This window comes from Streptomyces flavofungini (assembly GCF_030388665.1).
In the GTDB taxonomy this organism is placed as follows: Bacteria; Actinomycetota; Actinomycetes; order Streptomycetales; family Streptomycetaceae; genus Streptomyces; species Streptomyces flavofungini_A.
Window position 1 is genome coordinate 2,160,947 of record NZ_CP128846.1, and the last position, 26,331, is coordinate 2,187,277.

General features: G+C 69.5%; 16 protein-coding genes. 4 read left to right on the forward strand and 12 right to left on the reverse strand.

Translation table 11 applies throughout. The annotated features are described in order from the left end of the window. Window positions 1–210 precede the first annotated feature (210 nt). Complete coding sequence (locus tag QUY26_RS08480) at window positions 211–1,410, reverse strand: CapA family protein (protein ID WP_289944687.1); 1,200 nt, start codon at window positions 1,408–1,410, stop codon at window positions 211–213. Window positions 1,411–1,487: 77 nt separating this feature from the next. Between QUY26_RS08480 and QUY26_RS08485 the strand changes: the two genes are divergently transcribed. Beyond that, the gene (locus QUY26_RS08485) at window positions 1,488–2,516 is read left to right on the forward strand and encodes a hypothetical protein (RefSeq protein ID WP_289944688.1); all 1,029 of its coding nucleotides are present in this window, start codon (window positions 1,488–1,490) and stop codon (window positions 2,514–2,516) included. A 337-nt stretch (window positions 2,517–2,853) separates the two neighbouring features. Here QUY26_RS08485 and QUY26_RS08490 read toward each other — a convergent pair whose 3' ends face one another. From QUY26_RS08490 to ngcE, 9 genes are all read right to left on the reverse strand, one after another. Then, a complete protein-coding gene (locus tag QUY26_RS08490) occupies window positions 2,854–4,377 on the reverse strand; it encodes an amino acid permease (RefSeq protein ID WP_289944690.1) in 1,524 nt (507 codons plus the stop codon). 188 nt (window positions 4,378–4,565) lie between these two features. Then, complete coding sequence (gene dxs / locus QUY26_RS08495; protein WP_289955596.1) at window positions 4,566–6,494, reverse strand: 1-deoxy-D-xylulose-5-phosphate synthase; 1,929 nt, start codon at window positions 6,492–6,494, stop codon at window positions 4,566–4,568. Window positions 6,495–6,761: 267 nt separating this feature from the next. Further along, complete coding sequence (locus QUY26_RS08500) at window positions 6,762–8,078, reverse strand: sugar ABC transporter permease (RefSeq protein ID WP_436840292.1); 1,317 nt, start codon at window positions 8,076–8,078, stop codon at window positions 6,762–6,764. Beyond that, complete coding sequence (locus tag QUY26_RS08505) at window positions 8,075–8,875, reverse strand: ATP-binding cassette domain-containing protein (protein WP_289944692.1); 801 nt, start codon at window positions 8,873–8,875, stop codon at window positions 8,075–8,077. Before QUY26_RS08505 ends, QUY26_RS08500 begins: the two co-directional genes overlap by 4 nt. Window positions 8,876–9,086: 211 nt before the next feature. Continuing rightward, the gene (locus QUY26_RS08510) at window positions 9,087–10,184 is read right to left on the reverse strand and encodes a substrate-binding domain-containing protein (RefSeq protein ID WP_289944695.1); all 1,098 of its coding nucleotides are present in this window, start codon (window positions 10,182–10,184) and stop codon (window positions 9,087–9,089) included. Window positions 10,185–10,306: 122 nt separating this feature from the next. Next, window positions 10,307–11,506 carry an ROK family transcriptional regulator gene (locus QUY26_RS08515; RefSeq protein WP_289944697.1) on the reverse strand — a complete coding sequence of 400 codons (1,200 nt, stop codon included), beginning with the start codon at window positions 11,504–11,506 and terminating at the stop codon, window positions 10,307–10,309. Between the two features lie 177 nt (window positions 11,507–11,683). Beyond that, window positions 11,684–12,610: a carbohydrate ABC transporter permease gene (locus QUY26_RS08520; RefSeq protein ID WP_289944699.1), complete on the reverse strand. Its 927-nt coding sequence runs from the start codon at window positions 12,608–12,610 to the stop codon at window positions 11,684–11,686. 13 nt (window positions 12,611–12,623) lie between these two features. After that, window positions 12,624–13,553 (reverse strand): carbohydrate ABC transporter permease, encoded by a 930-nt coding sequence (locus QUY26_RS08525; protein ID WP_289944701.1) that lies wholly within the window; start codon window positions 13,551–13,553, stop codon window positions 12,624–12,626. Between the two features lie 115 nt (window positions 13,554–13,668). Then, window positions 13,669–15,117, reverse strand: a complete 1,449-nt coding sequence (gene ngcE, locus QUY26_RS08530; protein WP_289944702.1) for an N-acetylglucosamine/diacetylchitobiose ABC transporter substrate-binding protein — start codon at window positions 15,115–15,117, stop codon at window positions 13,669–13,671. 560 nt (window positions 15,118–15,677) lie between these two features. Here ngcE and QUY26_RS08535 point away from each other — a divergent pair. The 3 genes from QUY26_RS08535 (at window position 15,678) to QUY26_RS08545 (ending at window position 22,850) form a co-directional block, all read left to right on the forward strand. Then, on the forward strand, window positions 15,678–17,018 hold the full coding sequence (locus QUY26_RS08535) for a KAP family P-loop NTPase fold protein (RefSeq protein WP_289944704.1): 1,341 nt from the start codon (window positions 15,678–15,680) through the stop codon (window positions 17,016–17,018). Further along, window positions 17,008–18,828, forward strand: a complete 1,821-nt coding sequence (locus QUY26_RS08540; RefSeq protein WP_289944706.1) for an Hsp70 family protein — start codon at window positions 17,008–17,010, stop codon at window positions 18,826–18,828. The genes QUY26_RS08535 and QUY26_RS08540 overlap by 11 nt, the downstream gene beginning before the upstream one ends. 125 nt (window positions 18,829–18,953) lie before the next feature. Beyond that, on the forward strand, window positions 18,954–22,850 hold the full coding sequence (locus QUY26_RS08545) for a GH92 family glycosyl hydrolase (RefSeq protein WP_436840293.1): 3,897 nt from the start codon (window positions 18,954–18,956) through the stop codon (window positions 22,848–22,850). A gap of 202 nt (window positions 22,851–23,052) precedes the next feature. Here the strand turns inward: QUY26_RS08545 and QUY26_RS08550 are convergent, their stop codons facing one another. Next, window positions 23,053–24,090 (reverse strand): peptidoglycan recognition protein family protein, encoded by a 1,038-nt coding sequence (locus QUY26_RS08550; RefSeq protein WP_289944707.1) that lies wholly within the window; start codon window positions 24,088–24,090, stop codon window positions 23,053–23,055. A 732-nt stretch (window positions 24,091–24,822) separates the two neighbouring features. Beyond that, the gene (locus QUY26_RS08555; RefSeq protein WP_289944708.1) at window positions 24,823–26,268 is read right to left on the reverse strand and encodes an MFS transporter; all 1,446 of its coding nucleotides are present in this window, start codon (window positions 26,266–26,268) and stop codon (window positions 24,823–24,825) included. Between the last annotated feature and the right edge of the window lie 63 nt (window positions 26,269–26,331).

Sequence of the window (26,331 nt, forward strand, 5' to 3'; positions counted from 1 at the left end):
TGGAGTGACACACTGAGTGACGCTGATGTGACACGGGGTGTGAATGTCGCGCCGCGGCGCGCGGGCACGCGGGTGCGATCGGAATGTCATGACCCATGACGGGCCCGGATGGATGTACGAACGTAGCGAGATGTGAGCTACATCAAAGATCCACTCCCGGCACCCTTCACAGGGCCACCGGGCCGTTCATCCGGAGTTCTTCGGAATGTCTCAGTCCGGCAGCTTCTCCAGGGGCTCGAGGCCGTCCTTGCCGGCGCCGCGGTTGAGCAGAGTGCCCTGCGTACGCTCGAACGCGAGGCGGTAGCGGGCCCGTTGCTGGGTGGTGAGCTTGTCGCCGTTGCGCAGCGCGGTGACCACGTCGAGCAGCCGGTGGTCCTTGACCGCGTCCTTGGGCAGCGCGGCGCCGTCCTCGTCGGGCTCCGGCGGGATCTCCGTGAAGGTGGGCGCGTACTTGGCCTTGACGTCCCAGTCGTCGCCGTCCTTGCGGAACTCGAACCAGCCGATGACGCCCTCCTCGGTCAGCCCGCTGGGCGCGTCGTGCCGGGCGATCTGGTTGCCGAGTCCGTACGCGATCCAGGTCCCGTCGACCTTCTCCATCGGCTGCACGACGTGCGCGTGGTGGCCGATCACGAGGTTGATCCCGGTCTCCTTGGCGATCCTGCGGCCGAGTTCGACCTGCTGGGCGGCGGCGTTGGGCTGGTGCTCCTTGCCCCAGTGGATGCTCAGGATCACGACCTCGGCGCCCGCGGCGCGGGCCTTCTTCTCGGCGGCGGCGATCCGGTCGAAGTCGGTCAGATTGGCGAGCCAGGGCTTGTCCTTGGGGACCTCACGCCCGTTGAAGCCGAGCGCGAAGGCGATCTGGCCCACCTTGACGCCCTTCACCTTGGTGATGAGCGGTTTGTCTGCCTCTGCCTGGTTCCGTGCCGTTCCGGTGTGCCGCAGGCCCGCCTTGTCGAGGGCGTTCAGGGTGCGCGTGACGCCCTCGGGGCCGTGGTCGAGGCTGTGGTTGGAGACGCTGGAGCACTGGTCGTAGCCGACGGCCTTGACGGCGGTGGTGATCTGCGGCGGGACCACGAAGTCCGGGAAGCCCTGGAACGGCCCGCCCGGTGCGCCGACGACCGGCTCGAAGTGGCAGATGCCGAGGTCGGCCTTGCTGATCACGGGCTTGATGCCGGCCATCATCGGGCCGAAGTCGATGCCCTTCTCACCCTTGCCCGTCGCCTTGCCGTCCTTGCGGGCCTGCTCGGTGAGTTCGGGATGGATGAGGATGTCGCCCGCGGCGGCGACGGTGAAGGCGGGGTCGCCGGCGGCGGAGTCGCCGTCGTCGCCGAAAGGGCCGCAGGCGGTGCCCGCGAGCAGGACGAGCGAGGCGGCGCAGGTCGCTATGAGCCTGCGAGAAGGACGTGTCATCACGAGGCTATCTTTATACAACCATGACTCACCCTCCAATTCGGTCGATAACAAAAGCAAAGCGGCGCAAGGGTCTTGTGGCGCTTGCCATCGTCCTGGCGAGCGTGTTGTGCCTCACACAGTGCTCCTCGGCGTCGGACAGCGAGAAGCCGCGCTCCGGGTGGGCCGAGCGCTCGCCGGACCGGCGCGGGACCGACCGTTCCCCGGAGGGCGAGGAACCGTCGGGGAAGGCGTCCCCCTCGGCCACCCCGTCGTCGCCGCCGTCGCCGCCGTCCCGCGGTCGCGTCCGGGCCGACCTGGAGCGCCGGGTCACCGCGTACGCCTCGGGCTTCTCCGAGGACAGCGGCTACCGCCGCCCCTCGGCCAGGGACCGGCGCACCGTCGCCGCGGGCGTGGCCCTCCTCCTGGACCGGCACCGCTCCCGGGCCGAACGCCGCCTGGCCGACATCGACTTCCGGGTGCGCACGGTCACCGACACCGAGTCCGGGCGGCGCTACGCCGAGGTGTCCGACCTCTCCGAGGACTCCTCGGCGCCGCGCGGCTGGGGCCGCGTCTATGTGGACCTGGACGCCCCGATCCGCTGGTCCGTGCAGGTCCCCCACCCCGTGGCCGACCGTCACACCGAACGGCTCGGCGCCGCTCTTCTGAGCCGCTCCCCCGGTGGCGTCATGGTCATTGCGGGGGCACATCGCAAAGCTGGGCGCGACGACGAGGCGGATGTGGCGCACCGGCGGAAGAGCGTGTTCCACGCCATCTGCGACGAGTTGGCGAAGCGCGGCGTGCCCGGGATCCAGGTGCACGGGATGGCGGACGACTCGGCCCCCAAGTACGACGTGGTCGCCTCCACGGGCAAGGGTCGCGAGGCGGTCTCCGAGGGCCGGGACCTGGCGAACGCGCTGCGCCGGCGCGGCTACGACGTGTGCCGCGCCTGGGCCCGCTCCTGCCCCCTCGAAGGCAGGAAGAACGTCCAGGGCCGCAACGCCACCGCACAGGACACGGAGTTCCTGCACGTCGAGTTCGGCGCCCGGATCCGCGACCGCGAACGGCACCTGCGGGCCGCGGTGTCGGCGATGGCGTCGGTGACGCGGGACTGGCGGCGGATGTAGCCGGTCGCGGTCCGCGGATGTAGCCGGTCGCGGTCGACCGAACGCAACCGGATGTGTCCGGGGCGGGCGGAGGCGACCGGACGACGCGGTCCGGGGGTGCCCCTCGAAGGCCCGAGGGGCACCCCCGAGGGGCACCAAGGGGCACCCGCGCCGACCTCCGGGGCACCCGGGCCGCGCCCCCTGTGCCGAGCCCCCTCGCGGCTCCCCGTACGCACTCCGCCGCCCCGCCCACCGCCACCACCGGCCCCGGGGCCCGTAGCCGGTCGGCGGCTGCCCCCGCCGGGCGCCCCAGGGGCAGGATTTGCAGCGCGACTGTGCCCGGAAGGGCGGTCCGGGACTACTTGCCGTCGCGGCCCGGCGGGCGCAGCACTTCCCCCACCGACGTCTCCTCCTGCCGTCCCAGGCGGCTGTGCGAGCGGCCGTAGAGGAAGTACACGACGACGCCGAGCGCCATCCACCCGGCGAACCGGACCCAGGTCTCGGCGGGCAGGTTGAGCATCAGCCACAGCGAGGCGGCGACGGACAGGATCGGCAGGAAAGGCACCCACGGGGTACGGAAGGAGCGGTGCAGGTCGGGGCGCGTCCTGCGGAGGATGATCACGCTGATCGCGACGATCACGAAGGCGAACAGGGTGCCGATGTTCACCAGCTCGGCGAGTTCGCTCAGCGGCGTGAACCCGGCGACGACCGCGATGATCACACCGAGCAGGATGGTCGGCCGGTGCGGGGTCTTGAAGCGCGGGTGGACGCGGGAGAAGAAGCGCGGCAGCAGGCCGTCGCGGCTCATCGCGAAGAACACCCGGGTCTGGCCGAGGAGCAGGATCATGCAGACGGTGGTGAGGCCGACGGCGGCGCCGAAGCTGATGAAGCCCGCGTACCAGGGGTGTCCGGTGGCCTTGAAGGCGTCGGCGAGCGGGGCGTCCACGGAGAGCTGCGAGTAGTGCTGCATGCCGGTGACGACGATCGACACGGCCACGTAGAGCGTGGTGCAGATCAGCAGGGAGCCGAGGATGCCGCGGGGCATGTCCCGCTGCGGGTTCTTGGTCTCCTCGGCGGCGGTGGCGACGATGTCGAAGCCGATGAAGGCGAAGAAGACGACCGAGGCGGCGGTGAAGATGCCCATCACGCCGAAGTTCGCGGGGGCCCAGCCGAACATCAGCTGGATCAGCGGGGAGTGCAGTCCGCTGCCCGCCTCCACCTCCTGGGCCTTCGGGATGAACGGGTCGTAGTTGTCGGCCTTGATGAAGAAGGCGCCCGCGATGATCACGACCAGGACGACCGCCACCTTGATCGCGACGACGAGGGAGGTGATCCGCGCGGAGAGCTTCATGCCGAGGACGAGGATGCCGGTGAGCACCAGGACCAGGGCGGCGGCCAGGATGTCGAAGCCGAAGCCGTCGGCGCCGTCCCGGCCGCTGAGCGCCTCCGGCAGCTGCCAGCCCGCGTTGTCGAGCAGGGATGCGATGTAGCCGGACCAGCCGACGGCGACCACCGCCGTGCCGAGCGCGAACTCCAGGACGAGGTCCCAGCCGATGATCCAGGCGGGCAGCTCGCCGAGTGAGGCGTACGAGAACGTGTACGCGGAGCCGGCCACCGGGAGGGTGGAGGCGAACTCGGCGTAGCAGAGGGCAGCGAGGGCGCAGACGACGCCCGCCACCACGAAGGCCAGGGCCACGGAGGGCCCGGCGTTGTTCTTGGCGACCGTACCAGTGAGGACGAAGATGCCGGTGCCGATGATGACACCGACGCCGAAGACGGTCAGATCCAGCGCGGACAAGGATTTCTTGAGCGCGTGTTCTGGTTCCTCGGTGTCGAGGATGGACTGCTCGACCTTCTTCGTCCGGAAGAGGGTGCTGCTCACGGCGTACCTCCCACGCTTGTCGTCCTCGACATGATCGAGAGGGCACGTACTGCGTATGCCCCGACGCGGGTGGATTCACGCAAATGGGCCGGTTTCACCACTCTTCACGGTGGTGAAACCGGCCCATCCGGACACAACGGTCGTTTACGTCGGTCCCGTACGGCTGTCGCGCGCGGCAGCCGCGTACGTCAGTCGCGCGCGGGCTCCACGGAGTCCACCGCGGCGCCCGCCCGCTCGAACCGGCCGTCCAGCTTGGCGACCAGACCGGTCACCTGGCGGGCGATGTCCGGAGCGGTGAGGCCGATCTCCGCCATGACCTCCTTGCGGGAGGCGTGGTCGAGGAAGCGCGGCGGGATGCCGAAGTCACGCAGCGGCACGTCCACGCCCGCGTCCCTGAGGGCCTGGGCGATGGCCGAGCCGACGCCGCCCGCGCGGGAGTTGTCCTCGACGGTGACGACGACGCGGTGCTGCTCGGCGAGCGGCGCCATCGCCTCGTCGACCGGCTTGACCCAGCGGGGGTCGACGACGGTGGTGGAGATGCCCTGCTTGTCGAGCAGGTCGGCGATCTCCAGGCACATCGGCGCGAGCGCGCCCACGGAGACGAGGAGCACGTCGGGCCGGTCCGTGCCCGCCTTGCGCAGCACGTCCATGCCGCCGACCTTGCCGACGGCCTGCACCGCGGGGCCGACGGCGCCCTTGGAGTAGCGCACGACGGTCGGCGCGTCGTCGACCTCGACGGCCTCGCGGAGCTGGAGGCGGACCTGGTCGGCGTCGCGGGGCGCGGCGATGCGCAGGGTCGGCACGCACTGGAGGATCGACATGTCCCACATGCCGTTGTGCGAGGCGCCGTCCGTGCCGGTGACGCCCGCGCGGTCCAGGACGAAGGTGACGCCGCACTTGTGCAGGGCCACGTCCATCAGGAGCTGGTCGAAGGCGCGGTTGAGGAAGGTCGCGTACACGGCGAAGACGGGGTGTACGCCGCCGGAGGCGAGGCCCGCGGCGCTGACGGCGGCGTGCTGCTCGGCGATGCCGACGTCGTAGACCCGGTCGGGGAAGGCCTTGGCGAACTTCTGCAGGCCGACGGGCTGGAGCATGGCCGCGGTGATGGCGACGATGTCGTCGCGCTCGTGGCCGAGCTTGACCATCTCCTCGCCGAAGACGGACGTCCAGTCCATGCCGCCCGCGGCGATCGGAAGGCCGGTGTCGGGGTGGATCGGGCCGATGCCGTGGAAGTGGTCGGCCTCGTCCTCCTCCGCGGGCTTGTAGCCGCGGCCCTTCTCCGTGATGCAGTGCACGATGACGGGGCCGTTGAAGCGCTTGGCGCGCTGCAGGGCGGACTCCAGGGCCTCGATGTCGTGGCCGTCGATGGGGCCGACGTACTTCAGGCCGAGGTCCTCGAACATGCCCTGCGGGGCGATGAAGTCCTTCAGGCCCTTCTTGGCGCCGTGCAGCGTCTCGTACAGCGGCTTGCCGACGACCGGTGTGCGCTCCAGGAGGTCCTTGCCGCGGGCCAGGAAGCGTTCGTAGCCGTCGGTGGTGCGCAGGGTGGCGAGGTGGTTGGCGAGACCGCCGATGGTGGGGGCGTAGGAGCGCTCGTTGTCGTTGACGACGATGACGAGCGGGCGGTCCTTGGCGGCCGCGATGTTGTTCAGCGCTTCCCAGGCCATGCCGCCGGTGAGGGCGCCGTCGCCGATGACGGCGACCACGTGGTCGTCCTTGCCGCGCACCTCGTTGGCCTTGGCGAGGCCGTCGGCCCAGCCGAGGACGGTGGAGGCGTGGCTGTTCTCGATGACGTCGTGCTCGGACTCGGCGCGCGAGGGGTAGCCGGACAGGCCGCCCTTGGCGCGCAGCTTGGTGAAGTCCTGGCGTCCGGTGAGCAGCTTGTGGACGTAGGCCTGGTGGCCGGTGTCCCACAGGACCTTGTCCTTCGGCGACTCGAAGACGCGGTGCAGGGCGATGGTCAGCTCGACGACACCGAGGTTGGGGCCGAGGTGACCGCCGGTCTTGGAGACAGCGTCGACGAGGAAGCCGCGGATCTCGTTCGCCAGCTGGTTGAGCTGTTCCGGACCGAGCAGGTCCAGATCGCGCGGTCCCGTGATGCGGGTCAGCAGCGGCACCCGTGCCTCCTTGCAGTAGAGCGTGTAGCGCTGTTCGAGCATTGCCGGGCCTGTCGAGTCTAATGTTCCGCCGCTGACGGCGTAGTCCAGGCCTGGGGTCCGGCGTCACGCGATCGGCTGTAAATCGACTGGTACGACCGGGGGCGGCCCGGGAATCCGGCCCTCGACACAGGAACAGATGTTCCTATTCGGTGGCACACCCGTGCCCGGTACCGGAATGTCCGGTACCGGGCACGGACGCGCGTGATCAAGCGCGGACCTGCGGGATCAGGCGCGACCCGCGGACTTCTGGGTCTTGCGCGAGACCGAGTCGATCACGACGGCGGCGAGCAGGACCGCGCCGGTGATCATGTACTGGATCTCGTTGGGCATGCCCTCCAGGTTCAGGCCCTGCTGGATCGACTGGATCACGAGCATGCCGAGCATGGCCGACCAGATCTTGCCGCGGCCGCCGAAGAGGCTGGTGCCGCCGATGACGGCCGCCGCGATCACCATCATCAGGGTGTTCCCGGCACCGAGGCTCTTGGTCGCACCGCCGGAGAGGCTCGCGATGAAGAGCCCGCCGAAGGCGGCGAGCATGCCGGAGATCGCGAACACGGTGATCCGCACCCGGTCCACGTTGATGCCCGCGCGACGCGCCGCTTCCGCGTTGCCGCCGACCGCGAAGACCTGGCGGCCGAAGGTGGTGCGGCGGGCCACGAAGTCCGCGACGACGAGCACGGCGAGGAAGAGCACCAGGGCGAGCGGCAGGCCGCGGGCGCCCTCCGGCTCGTTCAGGAAGTACGCGGCGACGAACGCGAGGACCGCGAGCAGGCCGGTGCGCAGCAGGATCTCGCTGAGCGGCCGCGAGGGCAGCTCGGCGTTCTTGCGGCGGCGGGCGTCCAGGTACTGGGAGGCCCCGTAGGCGAGCACGGCGATCAGCGCGAGGCCGTACGCGGCGGCCTTGTCGGCGAAGAAGTGCGTGGTCAGGTCCTCGACGACGGAGCCGGTGGGCGTGTTGATGCTGCCCTCCTTGCCCATCAGCCAGATCTGCAGACCGCTCCAGCCGAGGAAGCCCGCCAGGGTGACCACGAAGGCCGGTACGCCGATCTTGGCGAAGAAGAAGCCGTGCAGCGCGCCGATCACCAGGCCGGAGGCGATGGCCACGAACACCGAGATCCAGTCGCCCCACCCGTGGGTCACGCTCATGACCGCCCAGACGGCGGCACCCACACCGGCGACGGAGCCGACGGACAGGTCGATCTCGCCCAGCAGCAGCACGAAGACGATGCCGACCGACATGATGCCGACGCCGGAGGTGAACACCGCGATGTTGGCGAGGCTGGAGGCCGACAGGAACTTGTCGTTCTGGAGCTGGAAGACCAGGGCGATGACGATGAGGCCGACGACGACGGGCAGCGAGCCGAGCTCACCGCCGCGGACCTTGCGGACGAACTCCGTCCAGTACCCGGCGAAGCCCTGCTCGCGCACGAGCAGGCGCGGGTCGACGGCCGCGGCGGGGGTCGCGGACGGCTCGGCGTCCACGGCGGTGCCGGTGGCCGTCTGGACCTTGTCGGTGTCGGGGGTCTTGGCGAGGTCGCTCACTTCGCGCCCTCCTTCGCTGCCGTGGCCGTGCGCGCCCTGCGGCGGGTGACGGCGTTGTCCGTGGCGCCGGTGATGGCGGCGATGACTTCCTCGGGCGAGGTGTCGGCGACCCGGAAGACGCCGTTGTTGCGGCCGAGCCGAAGGACCGCGACCCGGTCGGCGACGGCCTGGACGTCGGCCATGTTGTGGCTGATGAGGATCACGCCGTGGCCGCGCTCGCGCAGCCGCTCCACCAGGTCGAGGACCTGGGCGGTCTGCTCGACGCCGAGGGCGGCGGTGGGCTCGTCGAGGATGACCACCTTGGGGTCGCCGACCAGGGCGCGGGCGATGGCGACGACCTGCCGCTGGCCGCCGGAGAGGGCGGCGACGGGGATGCGGACGCTGGGGATGCGGATGGAGAGCGTGTCCAGGAGCACCCGGGCGCGCTTCTCCATCTTGATCTCGTCCAGGACGCTGGCGCTCTTCAGCTCGCTGCCGAGGAAGAGGTTGGCGACGACGTCGAGGTTGTCGCAGAGGGCGAGGTCCTGGTAGACGGTGGCCACGCCGAGGTGCTGGGCGTCGTGGGGCCGGCCGATGCGGACCTCCCTGCCCTCCCACTCGATGGCGCCCTCGTCGATGGGGTGGACCCCGGAAATGGTCTTGACGAGCGTGGACTTGCCGGCGCCGTTGTCGCCGACGAGGGCGACCACCTCACCGGCGTGGATCTCCAGGTCTACGTCCGTGAGCGCCTGGACGGCGCCGAACCGCTTGGAGACCCCGCGCAACGCCAGCACGGGCGTAGCGGACACGTGAATCATCTCCTTCGCCGCCTTGGAGGGCGGGGATGGTGGTGCGCGCGGGCGGCACGGGCCGCGTGTGCGGGGACACGGGCGCGTGCGGCACGCAGGACAAGGTGCCCGGTGCCCGCCCTCCGGCTGCGGGGCGGGAGGTAGTGGGCGGGCACCGGACCGCTGGGGAAGGTGTCTCGCGGCGCGCGGGCCGCGTCAACACCCATGACCTGACCGGGAGTTACTTGATCCCGGCCTCGTCGCAGGCCTTCTTGAACTGCTTGGTGCAGATCTCGCTGGCCTTGTAGACCTTGTCCTTGACGATGGTGTCCGCCACCTCGTCCTTGGTGATCGCCTGGGCGTCGTACAGCTTGGCGGGGATGCCCTTGTAGTCGCCGCTGAGCGAGTTGACCTTGCGGTCGGTCAGGTCGTCGATCTTCTTGCCCTTGAGCAGGCGCACCGCGATCTCGGCGGTGGTCTCGGCCTCCGGCTTGATCTGCTTGTAGATCGTGAAGGCCTGGTCGCCGCTCAGCAGGCGCTGGACGCCGGCGAGCTCCGCGTCCTGGCCGCCGACGGGGACGTCGATGCCGCGCTGCTTGAGGGCGGTGATGATGCCGCCCGCCATGCCGTCGTTGGCGGAGTAGACGCCGTCGATGCCGTCCTTGCCGAGCTTGTCGATGGCGGCGGACATCTTCCTGTTCGCCTCGTCCGGGGACCAGTCCGGGATGTCCTGCTCGTAGGCGACCTTCTTGACGTTCTTGTCGAGCACCGAGTGGGCGCCCTTCTTGAAGAAGGGGGCGTTCGGGTCGGTCGGGGAGCCGTTGATCATGACGACATTGGCGTCCTTGGCGTCGGAGCCGAGCGCCTTGACGAGCGCGCCGCCCTGGAGGCGGCCGATCTTCTCGTTGTCGTAGCTGACGTAGGCGGACAGCGGACCCTCGGCGAGCCGGTCGTACGCGACGACCTCGACGCCTTCCTTCTTGGCGCGCTCGACCCAGCCCTTGGTGGACTTGTAGTCCACGGCGTCCAGGATGATCACCTTGACACCCTGCGTGATCAGCGCGTCGAACTGCTTCTTCTGGGTCTCGATGTCCTGCGCGGCGTTGTTGTACTTGACCTCGCAGTCGCCGCACAGCGACTTGATCTTCGACTCCATGATGGGGCGGTCGAAGGTCTCGTAGCGGGTGGTCTTGTTCTCCGGCAGGAGCAGGCCGATGGTCTTGCCGTCGCCGCCGCTGCCCTTGTCGTCGCCGTCACCGGCCTCGCCGCACGCGGCCAAGGCCAGCGCCATGGAAACGGTGACGGTGCCTATGCCGACGCGGCGCGTCAATGCGTTCATTTGGGGGTGCCTCCCTGACGTGGCCGCGTCGCTGCGGCCGAGGTGGCTCGAAGTCAACTCGGCCGCCCGACACGCGTCAAGGAGTAAATCCTTAACGAGATGACAACGGTGCCATGCGTTATCTAAGTGAAGGCGGGTGCGGCGGTGGGGAGGGTCTCGTCCAAAAGGGTTGAATCCCCCATCTCGCTGAGCGCGAGGGCGAGCGCCCCCAGGACCTCGGCACGCGAGCCAAGTGCCCCCGGAAGCACGGAGAGTTGACGGGCCGCGCTGGGGATGGCGTAGCGCCCCACGGACTCCCTGATCGGCGCGAGGACCAGCTCCCCGGCCTCGGCGAGGGCACCACCGAGGACGACCCTGCTGGGGTTGAGGAGGTTGCACAGGTTCGCGACACCGCTGCCGATGTGCCGGCCGACGTCGGAGATCACCCGGCGGCAGCCCGGGTCCCCGTCGCGCGCGAGGGCGACCACGCGCTCCATGGTCAGATCGGTGCCGTGGCTGGACTGGAGCAGCGGCAGGACGTACCGGGCGGCGGTGAAGGTCTCCAGGCAGCCGCGGTTGCCGCAGCGGCAGACGGGGCCGGACTCATCCAGGGTGATATGCCCGATTTCTCCCGCTGTGCCGCCGGGCCCGCGGTAGATCCGGCCGCTGATCACCAGACCGGCGCCGACACCGCTCGCGACCTTGATGTACGCGAGGTCCTTGACCCCGCGGCCGCCGCCCCACACCAGCTCGCCGAGCGCGCCCAGGTTGGCGTCGTTGTCGACGTGCACGGGCACCCCGAGGCGCTCCTTGAGCTCCTCGGCGGGCTTGGTGCCCGCCCACCCCGGCAGGATCGCGGTGGAGCCGAGCGTGCCGGACTCCACGTCGATGGGCCCGGGCACGCCGAGGCCGACGCCCGCGACCTTGGCGCGGTCCACGCCCGTCGCCTCGATCAGCTTGCCGACGAGCCGCTCGGCCCGGTCGAAGCCCTGCGCGGCGGAGGCGTCCACGTCCAGCGGCTCGGCCTCCTCGGCGAGCACCTTGTGGGCGAGGTTGCCGAGGGCCACGCGCAGGTGGGTGTGGCCGAAGTCGATGCCGATGACCATGCCCGCGTCGCCGCTGAGGGAGACGCTGCGGGCGCGGCGGCCGCCCGCCGAGGTGGGGGTGACCTCGACGGTGCCGCCGTCCTTCAGCTCCCGGACGATGTTCGACACCGTCGCGGCGGACAGGCCCGTCGTCCTGGCGATCTCCGCCTGCGTGAGCGATCCCGCGAGCCGTACCGCGCGTACGACCCGCTCGAGATTTGCTCGGTGCAGTGACGACTGCGACCCCGGAGTCTCCATCGACTCATCCACTCCCGCCTATGGCGGACGGCGCTGACGCCGCCCGTACAAGTTGTGAACTCCAAGCTCTTCTGAACGGGTTACCGCAGTCAAGTCCTTGACGAAAATCCAGTAGGTCACACGCCGCACACGAAACGCCCCGCGTACGGGGCGTTTCCTGTGTGTGATCGCGTTCGACTACTTGATCGTGGCCGCCGTGAGGCCGGACTGCACCTGCCGCTGGAAGGACAGGTAGACCACGAGGACCGGGATCATGGAGATGGTCATGCCCGCGTACAGGGCGGGCAGGTCGGTCTCGTAGTTGCCCTGGTTCATCAGGCTGACCAGGCCCTGGGCGAGCATGGAGCGGTCCTCGTCGCCGCCGCTCTGCTTCTGCATCAGGGTCAGCGGCAGGATGTACTGGTTCCACTGCCCGAGGACGTTGAAGATCCCGACGCTGATCAGTCCGGGCTTCGCCATCGGGACCATGATCTGGAAGAACACCCGGGTGTGCGAGGCGCCGTCGATCACGGCGGCCTCGTGCACGGCCGTCGGCAGGGTGCGGAAGAACGAGTGCAGGTAGAACACGGTGAACGGCAGCGAGTAGGCGACGTACACCAGGATCAGTCCTTGGTACGTGTTGAGCATGCCGAGCCGGTCGACCATGAAGTACAGCGGTACGAGCGCCAGGAAGACCGGGAACATCGATCCGGCGACGAAGAAGTAGTACACGAACCGGTTGCCCACGAAGTCGTAGCGGGCGAGCACATAGGCCGCCATCGCGCCGAGCAGCATCGTCAGGGGCACCGAGACGATCATGACGATCAGGGTATTGAGCAGATAGTCGCCGACGCCCTTCTCCCAGCCGCGCTGGAAGGCGTCGAAGGTCCACTCGGTGGGCCAGGTCCAGGCGCTGGACTTGATCTGGGAGTCGGTCTTGAAGTTGCCGAGCAGGATCCAGAACAGCGGCAGGACGATCATGACCGCCCACAGCACCAGGAAGCCGTGCGAGAAGGCGTTGAGGGTCCTGCCCTCCATGCCGTCCCTGCCGGGTCCGGAGCCGGAGCCGCGCTGGCTCGGCACCTTGGCCTTGGTGACCGGTGGCTGAGTCGCAGGAGCCGTCATCGCTCGCGCCTCCTTAGAACTCGATGCGGTCACGGCGGCTGAGCCGCAGCGTGACGATGGACACGATCAGGGTGAGCAGCAGCATCACCACACCCATGGCGCAGGCGTACCCGCTCTTGCTGTACGTCTGGAAGTTGCGCATGAGGTACGTCGAGATGACCTCACTGCTGTGGTCGGGACCACCGCCGAAGTCCTGCGACGTGAGCGTGGAGATGAGCAGGAACGCGTCCATGGACAGGATGGCGAGGAAGACCCAGGCCGTCTGGATGGTCTCCCAGAGCAGCGGCAGCGTGACCCGGAAGAAGGTCTGGAACCGCCCGGCGCCGTCCAGCAGCGCCGCCTCGTAGATGTCCTTGGGGATGGACTGCATGGCGGCCGAGAACAGCACCATGTAGAAGCCCGCCCCGGCCCAGATCATCACGAAGACGATGCACCAGAGCACCAGGTCGGGGTCGTTCAGCCACTCCGTGGGGTTGTTCTTGTCGCCGAGGCCGACGGCCTGCAGCGTGCCGTTGATGAGGCCCGAGTCGTCGCCGCGGTAGACCGCCTTGAACAGGATGGCGAGGATCGCGATGGACAGGACCTGCGGGAAGAAGAAGATGACGCGGTAGAAGGCGGAGCCCTTGACGCCGGACACACCGCCGGCTCCGCCGCGCCCGCCGACGTTCACCATGAAGGCGAAGAACAGCGAGAGCAGAATCGTCAGGGTCGGCACCAGGACAAGGAGCAGGGCATTGTGCTGCAGCGCCTTGATGAAGACGTCGTCGTTCGCGAGGTCCTTGTAGTTGTCGAGGCCGACGAAATTGAAGTTCTGGGAGGCGCCGCTCCAGTCGGTGAAGGAGTAACTGATGGTCTGGAGATAGGGCCAGATCACCAGCAATACATAGAGCCCGACGGGGAGAACGAGGAATCCCGCGATGAACGGATACTTTTTCCGATGCATAACACCCTGCTCCTGGCCTTGCCGTGGCCGTGCCGAGGCGGCGCCGCGCCCACGGCCGGGCCGTGGGCGGCACCCGGCCCGGCCGTGTCGCGCGGCCCCGGCCGGCGGCTGACGACTACTTCCGCTTCGTGTCCGGGTTCTTCTCTGCTTCCTTGTCGACCGCCGCCTGGCAGCGCTCGAGCCACTTCTTGGGCGTGATGCGCTTGGCCATCAGCTCACCGGTGGCGTTCTGGATCGAGACGTCCATCTCGCCGTACCACTCCGAGTAGCGGAAGTTGAAGCGCTCGTCGACCGGACAGGCGTCGACGGCGGCGAGCGCGGTCTTGATGCCCGGGCGCAGCTGCACGCTCTTGTCGACGTACTCGGGGCCGATCACGGACAGCGAACTGGCCTCCTTGGCGAAGGCGGTGGCGCCCTCCTTGGAGAGCATGCGGCGCAGGAACTCAAGGCCGCCGGGAACGTTCTTCGCCTTGGACGGCACGATGAAGGGCTCGTCGGCGCCGGTGCGCACGGCGTGCAGCTTCATCTTGGAGTCGGGCAGCAGGGGCAGCGGCAGGAACGTCATCTCGAAGTCGTCCGGCGTCTGCTTGGCCTGCTCGTTCTCCAGCCAGGAGCCCGAGGGGATGAAGACGGCCTTGTACTCGTTCCACTTGGTCTGGGCCTCGGTGTGCTCCAGGGAGTTGGTGCCCGGCATCAGCAGGCCCTTCTCCACGATCTCGTACACCGCCTCGATGGCGCGCTCGGCGGCGGGGTTGCCGACGAAGGCCTTCTTGTCGAGGTTGTCGATCGCCTTCACGGCGTCCATGCCGCCGGTCTTGGCGATCAGGTCCATGATCACGATGTTCATGTAGTACGGGTACTTGCCCTGGTGGGCGAGGCCGCCGATGCCCTTGGACTTGGCGTCCTTCATGATGTCGAGCATCTGGTCCCAGGTCTTGGGCACCTCCCAACCGTGCTTCTTGAACAGCTTGTTGGAGTACCAGAGGCCCCAGGTGGCGTACACGTAGAACAGCGCGTGGAACTTGCCGCCGAAGGTGCCCTGCTCGATGGTGCCGGGCAGCATGATGTCGCGGATCTTCTTGCTCGGGTCGTCGATGGACGGCGCGTCGAGCAGTTGCGTCAGGTCGGTCAGATGACCTTCCTTGTGCAGGGTGTCCAGCTTCATCTTCTTGGAGCCGGAGTCGTCGACGACGTCCGGCGGGTTGCCCTTGTTGAAGCGGGGCTGGAGCTTGCCGGTGACGTCCTGCTCACCGCTGTGCGCGACCGAGCCGCCGTACTTCTTCTCGTACGAGGCCTCCCACGCCTTGGCGTAGTCGTCGCCGTAGCCGCCCTTGAAGATGAAGACGTCGAGGTCGTTGTCCTTGGCCACGCCGAAGGGGTTGTCCTTCGTCTTCTTGACGGTCTTGGCCTTGTCGTTGTCACCGCCGCCGCCGGACGCGCAGGCCGAGAGGAAGCCCATCGTCGGGACGGAGATGATGCCGAGTGCGGCCGCGCGCTTGATCAGGTCACGGCGGCCGACACCGCTCGCCTCGGGCCTGCCGGAGGTTCCAGGGGTGGATCCCATGCTCAAGTCCTCGCCTTCTTCCAGGACTCAGGCGGTGAACCGGATCCTCCCCGGCACCGCGGAGTTGTGAAGCTGGGGTTGTGCGATGGTGCGGGATGTGCGGGATGCGTCCGATGCCGGTGGAACGGCCGCCGTGACCGGTCGGTCCGGGGCGGGCCGGGGGAACTCGGACGCCGACAGGTATAGTCCACTCACGGTCGGCCAAGCAAGATCGAATGCAGGTTTGGACTGCAGGCTTTTCCGAGTTGAGACCTCGCGGAGACCGGCCGCATCTCCGGTTCGGATACACGTATCGCGGCGCCCCTCGGGGGTATTCGGGCACGGCACCGGGAGCCGCTGGAGCACGCGGCGCGGCGACCTCACGCGCGCCATAAAAGTCCGTACCAATGGGGAATCCCGCCGACTATTTCCCAGGCATCCCGACACCGGAACGGTGTGCCGTCATTTACGGGCACTTCGGCGAACTTCGCTCCCAGAAGGGCCGATTCGGGCACCATGACTGGTATGCCGCTGGCAATCGGTCACGGTGGCTGATTCGTCGCGGCGCATGGGGGGGGCTCATGCTGCTGACCGACAACCCGATCCCGGACGCGGACGGGGACCACTTCGGATTCCGGACCCACGCCGCCGTGCTCTGCGCGGCGCTCACCGCCACGGAGGACCTGCCGCTGACCGTCGGGGTCTTCGGACCCTGGGGCATGGGCAAGTCCAGCTTCATGAAGGTCTGCCAGGACCTGCTGGACCAGCACGACATTCCGACCGTGTGGTTCAACCCGTGGAAGTACGACCAGAAGGACGAGATCTGGCACGCCCTGATCCAGAGCGTGCTCACCGAGATCGCCCAGGACCTGGAGGAGCGACGCCTGAAGGGCGACCTGGCCCTGCGCGAGCGGATGGCGGGCGCCCTGGAGACCATCCGGCGGCTCAGCCAGGCCGCCGCCTGGCTCCTCGCCCGCCGCGCCGCGGGCCCGCTGACCGGAGGCGTCCTCACCGCCGACGACGTGAACGCCGCGCAGACCGCGCTCACCGAACCGGGCACGGAGACCTATCTGCACGTCAACCGCTTCGAGCAGGACTTCAAGGAGGTCGTCCACACCTACACCGACGGCGGGCGTCTGGTCCTCTTCATCGACGACCTGGACCGGTGCAGCCCGGACGCGGCGATCACCGTCCTCGACTCCCTCAAGCTGTTCCTCGGCGAAGGCTCCTGCGTGTTCGTGCTCGCCATGGACTACCAGGTCGTCGCGAAGGCGGCCGCCCGGCGGTTCCACCGCGAGGACCCGGACGAGGCCCGGGGCCGGCAGTATCTGGAGAAGCTCATCCACTTCCCGTACCACCTGCCGGGAGTCTCCTTCGAGGCCATCGTCCGGCACCTCCAGGACAAGATCACCGACACCCAGATCGCGGGCTCCCGGGAGCTGTGGGAGCTGGTCGAGGTCGCCTTCGAGGCCAACCCGCGCCGCGTCCGCCGCTTCGTCAACGGCCTGAACCTGACGGCCATGACCCTGCGCATGAACCCCACGGACCCGCCCTCGCGCAGACTGCTCCTGCACGCGGGCACCCTCCTCGCCCTGCACATGAAGCACCCCGACTTCTTCGCGGCGCTCAAGTCCGATCCCGGCGTCTGGCGGCGCTTCGACGACAGCGAGTTCTTCAAGACGGACCTGAGCGGCCAGGACGCGGTGCTCGCCGGCCTGAACCCGGGGGTCCGGCGGCTCCTCGCGAGGGTGTCGTTCCGGCGCGAGGGCTATGAGTTCCCCGAACCGCCGACGCCCACCGAGATCAGGCTCCTGACGCAGGTCCTGACGGTGACCGGCGGCCTGTCGAACGGCTCGGCGGACCCCTCGGCGAGCTCCACGGCCGACGGCACCGCCGGTGAGGGGCCCGGCCATGGCGCATGACACGGAGCACGACGTCCGGTACGCGGTCGGCCTGGACCTCGGCGACGGCGAGAGCTCCCTGTGCTGGCTGGACACGACCTCGCAGGACCCGGCGAAGGTGCACGTCCGCGGCACCGAGGGCACCGCCGTCGTCACCGCCCTGGGGCGCGTGCCCCTGACGCCCGCCGACCCCGCCGACCCCGCGGCCGCCGACGCCGACTTCGGCCACCGGGTCGTCATCGGCGAGGACGCCGTGCTCGCCAGGAACTGCGTGCACTTCAGCGTCAACTTCAAGAACCGGCACCAGCACACCGACCTGCAAGCGGTGCAGTTCGCCCAGGTGTTCCTCGCGGAGTTCTTCGCCAAGCACCCCGAGGTGCGCGAGGACTGCGTGGTGTACGTCGGGCATCCCGCGGGCTGGGACCGCCGCTCCGTGAAGGCCTACCTGCGCCAGCTGCGGGCCATGGACGTGCCGGTGCGCCTGGTCGCCGAGTCCCAGTCGGCCCTGGTGCACGTGCGCGACCGCCGGGCCGAGCGCCCGGGCGGCGGCGGGCTCGACCGGGTCCTCGTCGTCGACGTGGGCTCCTCCACGACCGACTTCACCGTCGTGGAGGACCTGGTCCCGCGGAACCTGCCCGTGGGCGCCGAACTGGGCTGCCGCGAGATCGACGCCGCCGTCGCCCGGATCGTGCGCGCCGAGTTCGAGGGCGCGGACTCCAAGGACGCGGAGAGGTTCACGGAGGAACTGGGGCGGGACGGCGGTCCCCACATGCTGATGCTGGTCTGCCGCCGGGCCAAGGAGGCCCAGTTCACCGGCAAGGACTTCAGGGTGCAGCAGCTGCGGTCCGGCTGCTCCGCCGCGTTCGTCTCCCTGGTCACCCTGAGCGTGGAGCGGCTGCGCTCGGTCGACATCCCCGGGCGCGTCGTCCGGGCCCCCGGCGGCTGGGCCGACCGCTTCGCGGACATGCTGGCGGAGGTGCGCGGACTGCTCGGCGGAGTCGCCCCCGAGCTGGTCGTGCTCACCGGCGGCGGCTCCCGCATGCCCGTCGTCCGCGAGCTGTGCGCCGCCGCGTTCCCGGAGGCCACCGTGGAGAACGCCGCGGAGCCCTCCCTCTCGGTGACCCGGGGGCTCGCCAGCATCGGGCGGCACAGCGTCAACGTCGTCCGCTTCCGCCGCGACATCCAGGCGCTCAAGGACCGCCCCGAGTTCGAGGAGGCGATCCGCGCCGGTCTCGTCGAGGCGTTCGACCAGGCCAAGAACTCCCTCCTGACCCGCCTCCTGGCCCGCGCGGACCGCCTGAACGCGGACGACGAGGGCGACCTCGACGCGCTGATCCGCGAACTCACCGGTCTGGACGAGGTCCTGGCGGAGCTGCGCGTCACGCTGGAGGCCGCGCTCATCCCGCTGGTGCTCGACATCTGCCGTTCGTACGGCATCCGCGACGACCAGTTCACGCTCGACATCGCGCTGCCCGAGATCATCGGCACGGCCATCAGCCGCCGCATCCGCGCCCTGTGGCGGGTCCTTCGCAACTCCCAGGGGGCGCTGCACGTCGCCACGAGGGTGCCGCAGCTGGGCCTGATGCGGCTGCGGAGCGCGCTGCGCGCCGGGGCGACACCGGCGCAGATGGCCGCGCTCGTCGCCGGGATGGCCGTCATCGTCGCTCTGCCGAAGGGCGCCGAACTCGGCGCCCGGCAGCTCATCAAGGCCACCCTCGGCAACGCCGCGCTCGACCCGACCGAGGTGGACCGCCTGGTCACCGACGTCGCCGAGCGGATCAGCGCGCAGATGGACGACCGTGCGCGGGAGGTGGAGCGCTTCCTGCGCTGACGCCCGCAGAGCCCCCGCGAACCCTCTTCAACCCCCTTGACACCACTGCCCACTTACCGCCCTACTGGACCCTGCGCAGCCACTGACAACGTTGTCCGGACAGTTGCTTGGAGGGGACTCAGGGGATGGGACACAGACCTCGGGGACACAGAGCGCGCTGGGCCTTCGCCCCGCTCGCGGGCGCGGCGGGGCATCGGCGCCGATCCACCGCCGCCGTCGGCCTCACCGCGCTCGCGGTGCTCGCCGCCTCGCAGGGCGCCGCCGTGGCGGGTCCGGAGCGGGCGCCGCGGGCGGACAAGGAGTTCAGCTCCTCGTTCGAGAAGGACGACGCCCAGCCCGACTGGCTGAACACGGTCGAGACGGGGCCCGACGGCAAGAAGAAGGCCGGCGGGGTCAACGGCGGCTTCAGCTCCGGGATTCCGGGGAGTGTGAACGACCGCGTCGTGGACGTGCGGGCGAGCGGTGAGAACGCGGGCGCCGGGGAGACCAAGGAGAAGCTGGTCGACGGCGAGCAGTCCACGAAGTGGCTCACCTTCAAGCCCACCGGCTGGGTGGAGTTCGAGCTCGACGCGCCCGCGAAGGTGATCACGTACGCGCTCACCTCCGCCAACGACCACCAGGAGCGCGACCCGAAGGACTGGAAGCTCCAGGGCTCGACGGACGGCAAGGACTGGAAGGACCTCGACACCCGCAAGGGCGAGAAGTTCGCCAGCCCCTTCACCACGAAGAAGTACGACTTCGAGAACACAGCCGCGTACTCCCACTACCGCCTGGACATCACCGCCAACAACGGCGCGAGCGACGCCCTGCAACTCGCCGACGTGCAGCTCTCCGTCGGCGGCAGCGACAACCCGGCCCCGCCCGACGACATGCTGAGCCTCGTCGACCGCGGCCCCGCCGGGTCCCCGACCGCGAAGGCGCGCGCCGGGTTCACCGGCAGGCAGGCGCTGCGGTACGCGGGCACGCACACGGCCGAGCAGCGCGGCTTCTCGTACAACAAGGTCTTCGACGTCGATGTGGACGTGCGCCGCGACACGGAGCTGTCGTACCGCGTCTTCCCGTCCATGGCGGACGGAGACCTGGACTACGACGCCACGAACGTCGCCGTCGACCTGGCCTTCACCGACGGCACCTATCTGAGCGACCTCAAGGCCACCGACCAGCACGGCTTCCCGCTGACCCCGCGTGGTCAGGGCGATTCCAAGGTCCTCTACGTCAACCAGTGGAACGACGTGGTCGGGCGGATCGGCGAGGTCGCGTCCGGCAAGACGGTGGACCGGATCCTGATCGGCTACGACTCCCCCAAGGGCCCCGCGAAGTTCCGGGGCTGGCTGGACGACGTGTCGCTGAAGGAGACCCCGCCCGCGAAGCCCAAGGCGCGCCCCTCCGACTACGCCTCGACGACGCGCGGCACCAACTCCAGCGGCGGCTTCTCGCGCGGCAACACCTTCCCGGCCACAGCCGTCCCGCACGGCTTCAACTTCTGGACGCCGGTGACCAACGCGGGCTCCATAAGCTGGCTCTACGACTACGCGCGCGGCAACAACGACGACAACCTGCCGACCGTGCAGGCGTTCAGCGCGAGCCACGAGCCGAGCCCGTGGATGGGCGACCGGCAGACCTTCCAGGTGATGCCGTCGGTGGCGAAGGACAAGCCCGAGGCCGACCGTGCCAAGCGGGCGCTGCCGTTCCGGCACGAGAAGGAGACGGCGAAGCCGCACTACTACGGCGTGACGTTCGAGAACGGCCTGAAGGCCGAGATGACGCCGACCGACCACGCGGCCATGTTCAAGTTCACCTATCCCGGTGATGACGCGAGCATCGTCTTCGACAACATCGAGAAGACGGGCGACACCAAGCACAATGTCGGCCTGACCCTCGACAAGGAGAAGGGCATCGTCACGGGCTACTCCGACGTGAAGTCGGGCCTGTCGACCGGTGCCACCCGGATGTTCGTGTACGGCACCTTCGACAGCCCGGTCACCGACGGCGGCAAGCTGGAGGGCGGCGGCACCACGGACGCCACCGGCTACTTCCGCTTCAGGGCCGGTGCGGACCGCACGGTCTCGCTGCGCCTCGCCACCTCGCTGATCAGCGTCGACCAGGCGAAGGCCAACCTGGACGCGGAGATCCCGGCGGGCACGTCGTTCGGCCGCGTCAAGGAGCGGGCGCAGGACAAGTGGGACGACATCCTCGGCCGGGTCGAGGTGGAGGGCGCGAGCGAGGGCCAGAAGACGTCCCTGTACTCCAGCCTGTACCGGCTGTATCTGTACCCCAACTCGGGCTTCGAGAAGGTCGGTTCGAAGCACAAGTACGCGTCCCCGTTCTCGCCGCAGACCGGCCCGGACACGCCCACGCACACCGGCGCGAAGATCGTCGAGGGCAAGCCGTACGTGAACAACGGCTTCTGGGACACGTACCGCACGACGTGGCCCGCCTACTCCCTCTTCACCCCGAAGAAGGCGGGCGAGCTGGTCGACGGCTTCGTGCAGCACTACAAGGACGGCGGCTGGACCTCGCGCTGGTCCTCGCCGGGCTACGCGGACCTGATGACCGGCACGTCATCCGACGTGGCGTTCGCCGACGCGTACGTGAAGGGCGTGCGCGGCTTCGACGCCAAGGCGGCGTACGACGCGGCGGTGAAGAACGCGACGGTCGCGCCGGACAAGTCGGGCTACGGCCGCAAGGGCATGACCACCTCGCCGTTCCTCGGCTACACCCCGTCCGAGACGCACGAGGGCCTGTCGTGGGCGCTGGAGGGATACGTCAACGACTACGGCATCGCGAAGATGGGCCGGGCGCTCTACAAGAAGACGGGCGAGAAGCGCTACAAGGAGGAGTCCGCGTACTTCCTCAACCGCGCCCGCGACTACGTGAACCTCTTCGACTCCAAGGCCGGGTTCTTCCAGGGCAAGAACAAGAAGGGCGACTGGCGGGTCCCGTCCGAGAAGTTCGATCCGCGGATCTGGGGCCACGACTACACCGAGACCAACGCGTGGGGCTACGCCTTCACCGCCCCGCAGGACTCGCGCGGCCTCGCCAACCTGTACGGCGGCCGGGGCGGCCTGGCGAAGAAGCTCGACACGTACTTCGCCACGCCGGAGACGGCCTCGCCCGAGTTCGCCGGCTCCTACGGCGGCGTCATCCACGAGATGACGGAGGCCCGTGACGTGCGGATGGGCATGTACGGGCACTCCAACCAGGTCGCGCACCACGCCGCGTACATGTACGACGCGGCCGGGCAGCCCGCGAAGACGCAGGAGAAGGTCCGCGAGGTCATGTCCCGCCTGTACACGGGCAGCGAGATCGGGCAGGGCTACCACGGCGACGAGGACAACGGCGAGCAGTCGGCCTGGTACCTCTTCTCCTCCCTCGGCTTCTACCCGCTCGTCATGGGCAGCGGCGAGTACGCCATCGGCTCCCCGCAGTTCACGAAGATGACCGTGCACATGGACAACGGCAGGGACCTGGTGGTGAAGGCCCCGAAGAACAGCGCCAAGAACGTGTACGTGCAGGGTCTCAAGGTCAACGGCAAGACCTGGAAGTCGACCGCGCTCCCCCACAAGGAGATCGCACGCGGCGGCACCCTGGAGTTCGCCATGGGCCCGAAGCCGTCCGCGTGGGGCACCGGCAAGAACGCCCAGCCGGTCTCCGTCACGGACGACGACAAGGTGCCGTCCCCTCGCAAGGACGTCCTGAAGGTCGAGGGCGAGCTGTTCGACAACTCCTCGTCCACGTACGCGAACGCGGCGTCCGTCGTGCTGCCGGTCCAGGGCCGCACCAAGGCCGTCCAGTACACCCTCACCTCGGCCGACAGGGCCAAGGCCCCGCGCGGCTGGGTCCTCCAGGGCTCCCGCGACGGCGAGAAGTGGAAGACCGTCGACAAGCGCTCCGGCCAGTCCTTCGCCTGGGACAAGCAGACCCGCCCCTTCACGGTGAGCAAGCCCGGCTCGTACGTGAAGTACCGCCTCGTCTTCACGGGCGGCCGGGGCACGCTCTCGGAGGTGGAGCTGCTGCGCTGACCTGAGCGGACTCGGCCCCGACGGCTTTGCGGGGTCGGGTTCCGCGAGGCCCCGCTTGTCGGTGAGCGCCGACACGAGAAGCAGGCCGCGCCCCGATTCGCCGTCTCCCCCTTCGGCGAGTCGGGGCGCGGCCGTCCGCGCTGTGTCCGGAGGCCGCCGGACGCGCTCGTCATCGGTCACGTCGGGGCGCCCGGGTCTTCCTTCAGCTCCAGTACAGGCCTCGTGCGCGGGCCGCGGTGACGGTCACGGGCGCGGTGTCGGCCGGATCCAACGGCCAGTACACGGCCTCGAAGTGCAGGGACTCGGCCGGCTTGATGGAACCGGTGTGCGGGAAGTCGACGAACGTCTTCCCGTCGGTGCCCTGCCGTTCGGTGATCCCGGCCGTCCAGCGACTGCCGTCTGTCCTGCGGTGGTAGAAGCGGCCCTGGAGAGTCGCGCCGACGGGGACGTTCTCCAGGGTGAGCTGGACCAGGGCATCGATGGCGGCGGCGCCTGTGAGCAGGTTCTCAGCCTCGATCGGGACCGTGGTCCACTGCCCGGGTCGCAGGGGCCGGGCAGTCGTGTCGTAGCGTCCGAAGGTGGTGGGCATGTCGGTGTCCTCCTGATCCGGCCACCGGCCCGCGGGCTGCGCCAGACAGGCCGCGAGATCGCGCCGGTAGTCCTTCATGTCGAAGCCGCGCGGGTCGACTTTCCAGTCGGACCACTCCAAGTGCCCGATCGCACTCTTCGCGGTCCAGCCGTAGGCACGGATGACCGCGGCGGCGGCCTTGACCATGGCGATGTACTGCACGCGCGGCCATGGGTCCCGGCCGTCGCCGCGGTTCTCGCACTCGAAGCCGTAGAAGCGGGCGTTGCCGTCTACGGCCCCCGGGCTGCCCTGGTGTTGGCGGGGTGGCGGCGGGTAGTCGCCGTAGTTCTCGGCGATCACGGCCCTGAGGACGGCGAGGTCGCCGCCCCCGGCGTGGTTGGCTCTGCCGTTGCCGGTGAGGTGGACCACGCCGTCCTTGGTGATGCAGCCGAGAGCGAGCGGGCCCGGGAGACCCCTGTAGCCGTCGTAGATGAGGTTCACGACGTCCGTTCCGGGGCCGGTGACGGTGTGGTGGATCATCACACCGTTGACCGGGCTCCAGGCGCCGACGTGATTGCGGTTGTTCGTGCGCCAGGACCGCACTTCGCGCACCGTGCAGCCCTCGGCGCGCAAGGCGGTCAGCAGCCGGCCGGCGGACAGAGGAGGAGCCATTGGTCTCCCTCCCATCGGTGAGGTGGACCCTCTGCTGGGCACAGGGGTTCTTACGGCGTGCGTACGTGACCGGCCGCGAGGCATCTCGGGAACCGCCCGGAGACAGCACGGGACAGCACGGGACAGCACAGTGCGGCTGATGCCTGCTGGAGAGGCGACGGCGCCGAGGGCAACCGTCTCGTACTGCTCCTGGCTGACGCTGTGGTGCCAGGCGAGAGGTACGGGGCGGGGCGGGCAGAGCGGGGTGCGTCAGCCCGGCCTGCGGGGACGCGGCCCCCGGGGCCCGGCTGCTGGATGCGGATGCGGATGCGGATGCTGGACCGTGCCCCAGTCGATCCTGGCCATGTTGTTCCCCTATTTCGTACAGGTGATGCACAGTCAGGGCTGATGGGTGCCGTAGCGTCGCTGTGGTGACCTGACCGGCGTGGCTGACCAGGCGTTTCCGTTTGCGGGAGCAGGTCGCGGACCTGATGGGGGCCTAGGTGTTGGTGTACCTGGTGGTGGCTCCGGAGACGTCGGCTGCCTGGGAGGCGTCCCAGGCAGCCGGGACGGTCAGAGCCTCGCTTCACAGTCCTTCTTCCAGACCCAGCGGCCGTTGCCTTTGTACTGACAGCCGACGTGCATGCCGCGGTCGGCGGGCCACCGGACGTCGCCGACGGGCCGTGGTCGGAGGGCGGCGCGAGGCCGACGTGCGCACCGGTGCGTGGTGGCGGGTGCGGACCTTGTTCCGCCTCAGCGGCCGGGCGACTTGACAGGGCGCCCGCCCAGCAGCGCGAAGATCAGCACCCCCAGAGCCAGGCACACCGCCGCAAGACCCCACAGCACCAGGTGGAACGCCGCGTCGTAGGACCGGGACGCGGTGAGCGTCGCGACCACCGAGCCGTACAAGGCCACCGCCACCGCCTCACTGCCCAGCCGCAGCGTATTGAGGAAGCCCGCGGCCATGCCCGCCTTCGCGGGGTCGACCAGGGCCAGCGCCTGGCCGTCGACGAGGCCGGCGGCGAGCGCCATGCCCGCGCCGGTGACGATCATCGGCAGGGCGACGACGGCGACGGACACATCGGGGCCGAAGAGAGTCAGGGCGGCGTCGCCGACGACGAGGGCGGCGATGCTGGCGTGGATGACGGTGAGCGCGGAGACGCCGCGGGCCACCAACTTGGCGGCGAGCAGCGGGAAGACGAGCATCGGCGCGGTGAGCAGGACCATGATGAGGCCCGCCGCGCCGGTACCGCGCCCGGTCACCTCCGTCAGATAGGTCGGCAGGTACGTGAGCATCGTGACGAAGCCGAACGAACCGGCGACCGGGACCAGGCACAGCGCCATGAAGCGCCGGTCGCGCAGCAGGCCCAGGTCGAGCAGCGGGTGCGCGCGCCGCTTCTCGACGGAGCCGAACACCGCGAGGGCCACGACCGCCCCGGCGAAGAGCCCGAGCACGCCCGCGCTCCCCCAGCCCCACTGGGAACCCTGCACGATGGCGGTGGTGAGCAGCACCATGGCGACGACGAAGACCACGCTGCCGGGCACGTCGATCTTCGCACCGGTGCGGGGCGTCGGCGGCACCGCACGCGCGATCACCGGGACGGCCAGCAGGACGACGACGAGCGCCACCGCGTGCAGCGCGAACACCCAGCGCCAGCTGAAGGTCTGGAGCAGCACCCCGGAGAGCGAGGGCCCGACCGCGATGCCCACGCCCGCCACGGTGCCGAACAGCGCGAAGGCCTTGGCCCGCGCCGGACCCTCGTACACCGTCGACAGGATCGCGGCCCCGCACGAGAAGATCGCCGCGCCGCCGACGCCCGCGAGGGCGCGGGCCGCGTCGAGCAGGAGTACGCCGGAGGCGAGCGCGCTGGCCAGCGAGGCGACGGCGTAGACGGCGGCGCCGGCGGCGAAGGCCCGGACCCGGCCGACGACGTCGGCGACGGAGCCCCAGACGAGGGTGAAGCAGGCGAAGGCGACGTTGAAGGCGTTCACCACCCACTGGAGCGGGGCCGCTCCTGCGTGCGTGTCGGCGCCGATGCCGGGCAGGGCGACCGCCGTCCCCGAGATGGACATCGGGACGACGAAGACGGCGAGGAGGATCGCGGCGAGCGGAAGCAGGGGCGGCTTCGACGGCTCCGTGTCCCGCGCCGGGGGCGCGGACTGCGATGCGGGCTCGGACAGCGTCGATGGTTCGGGCATGACCGGGAGGCCTCCGGAGAGTCGAGAAAGGTTCGATTTGAATCGAACCTGACCCTGACACGC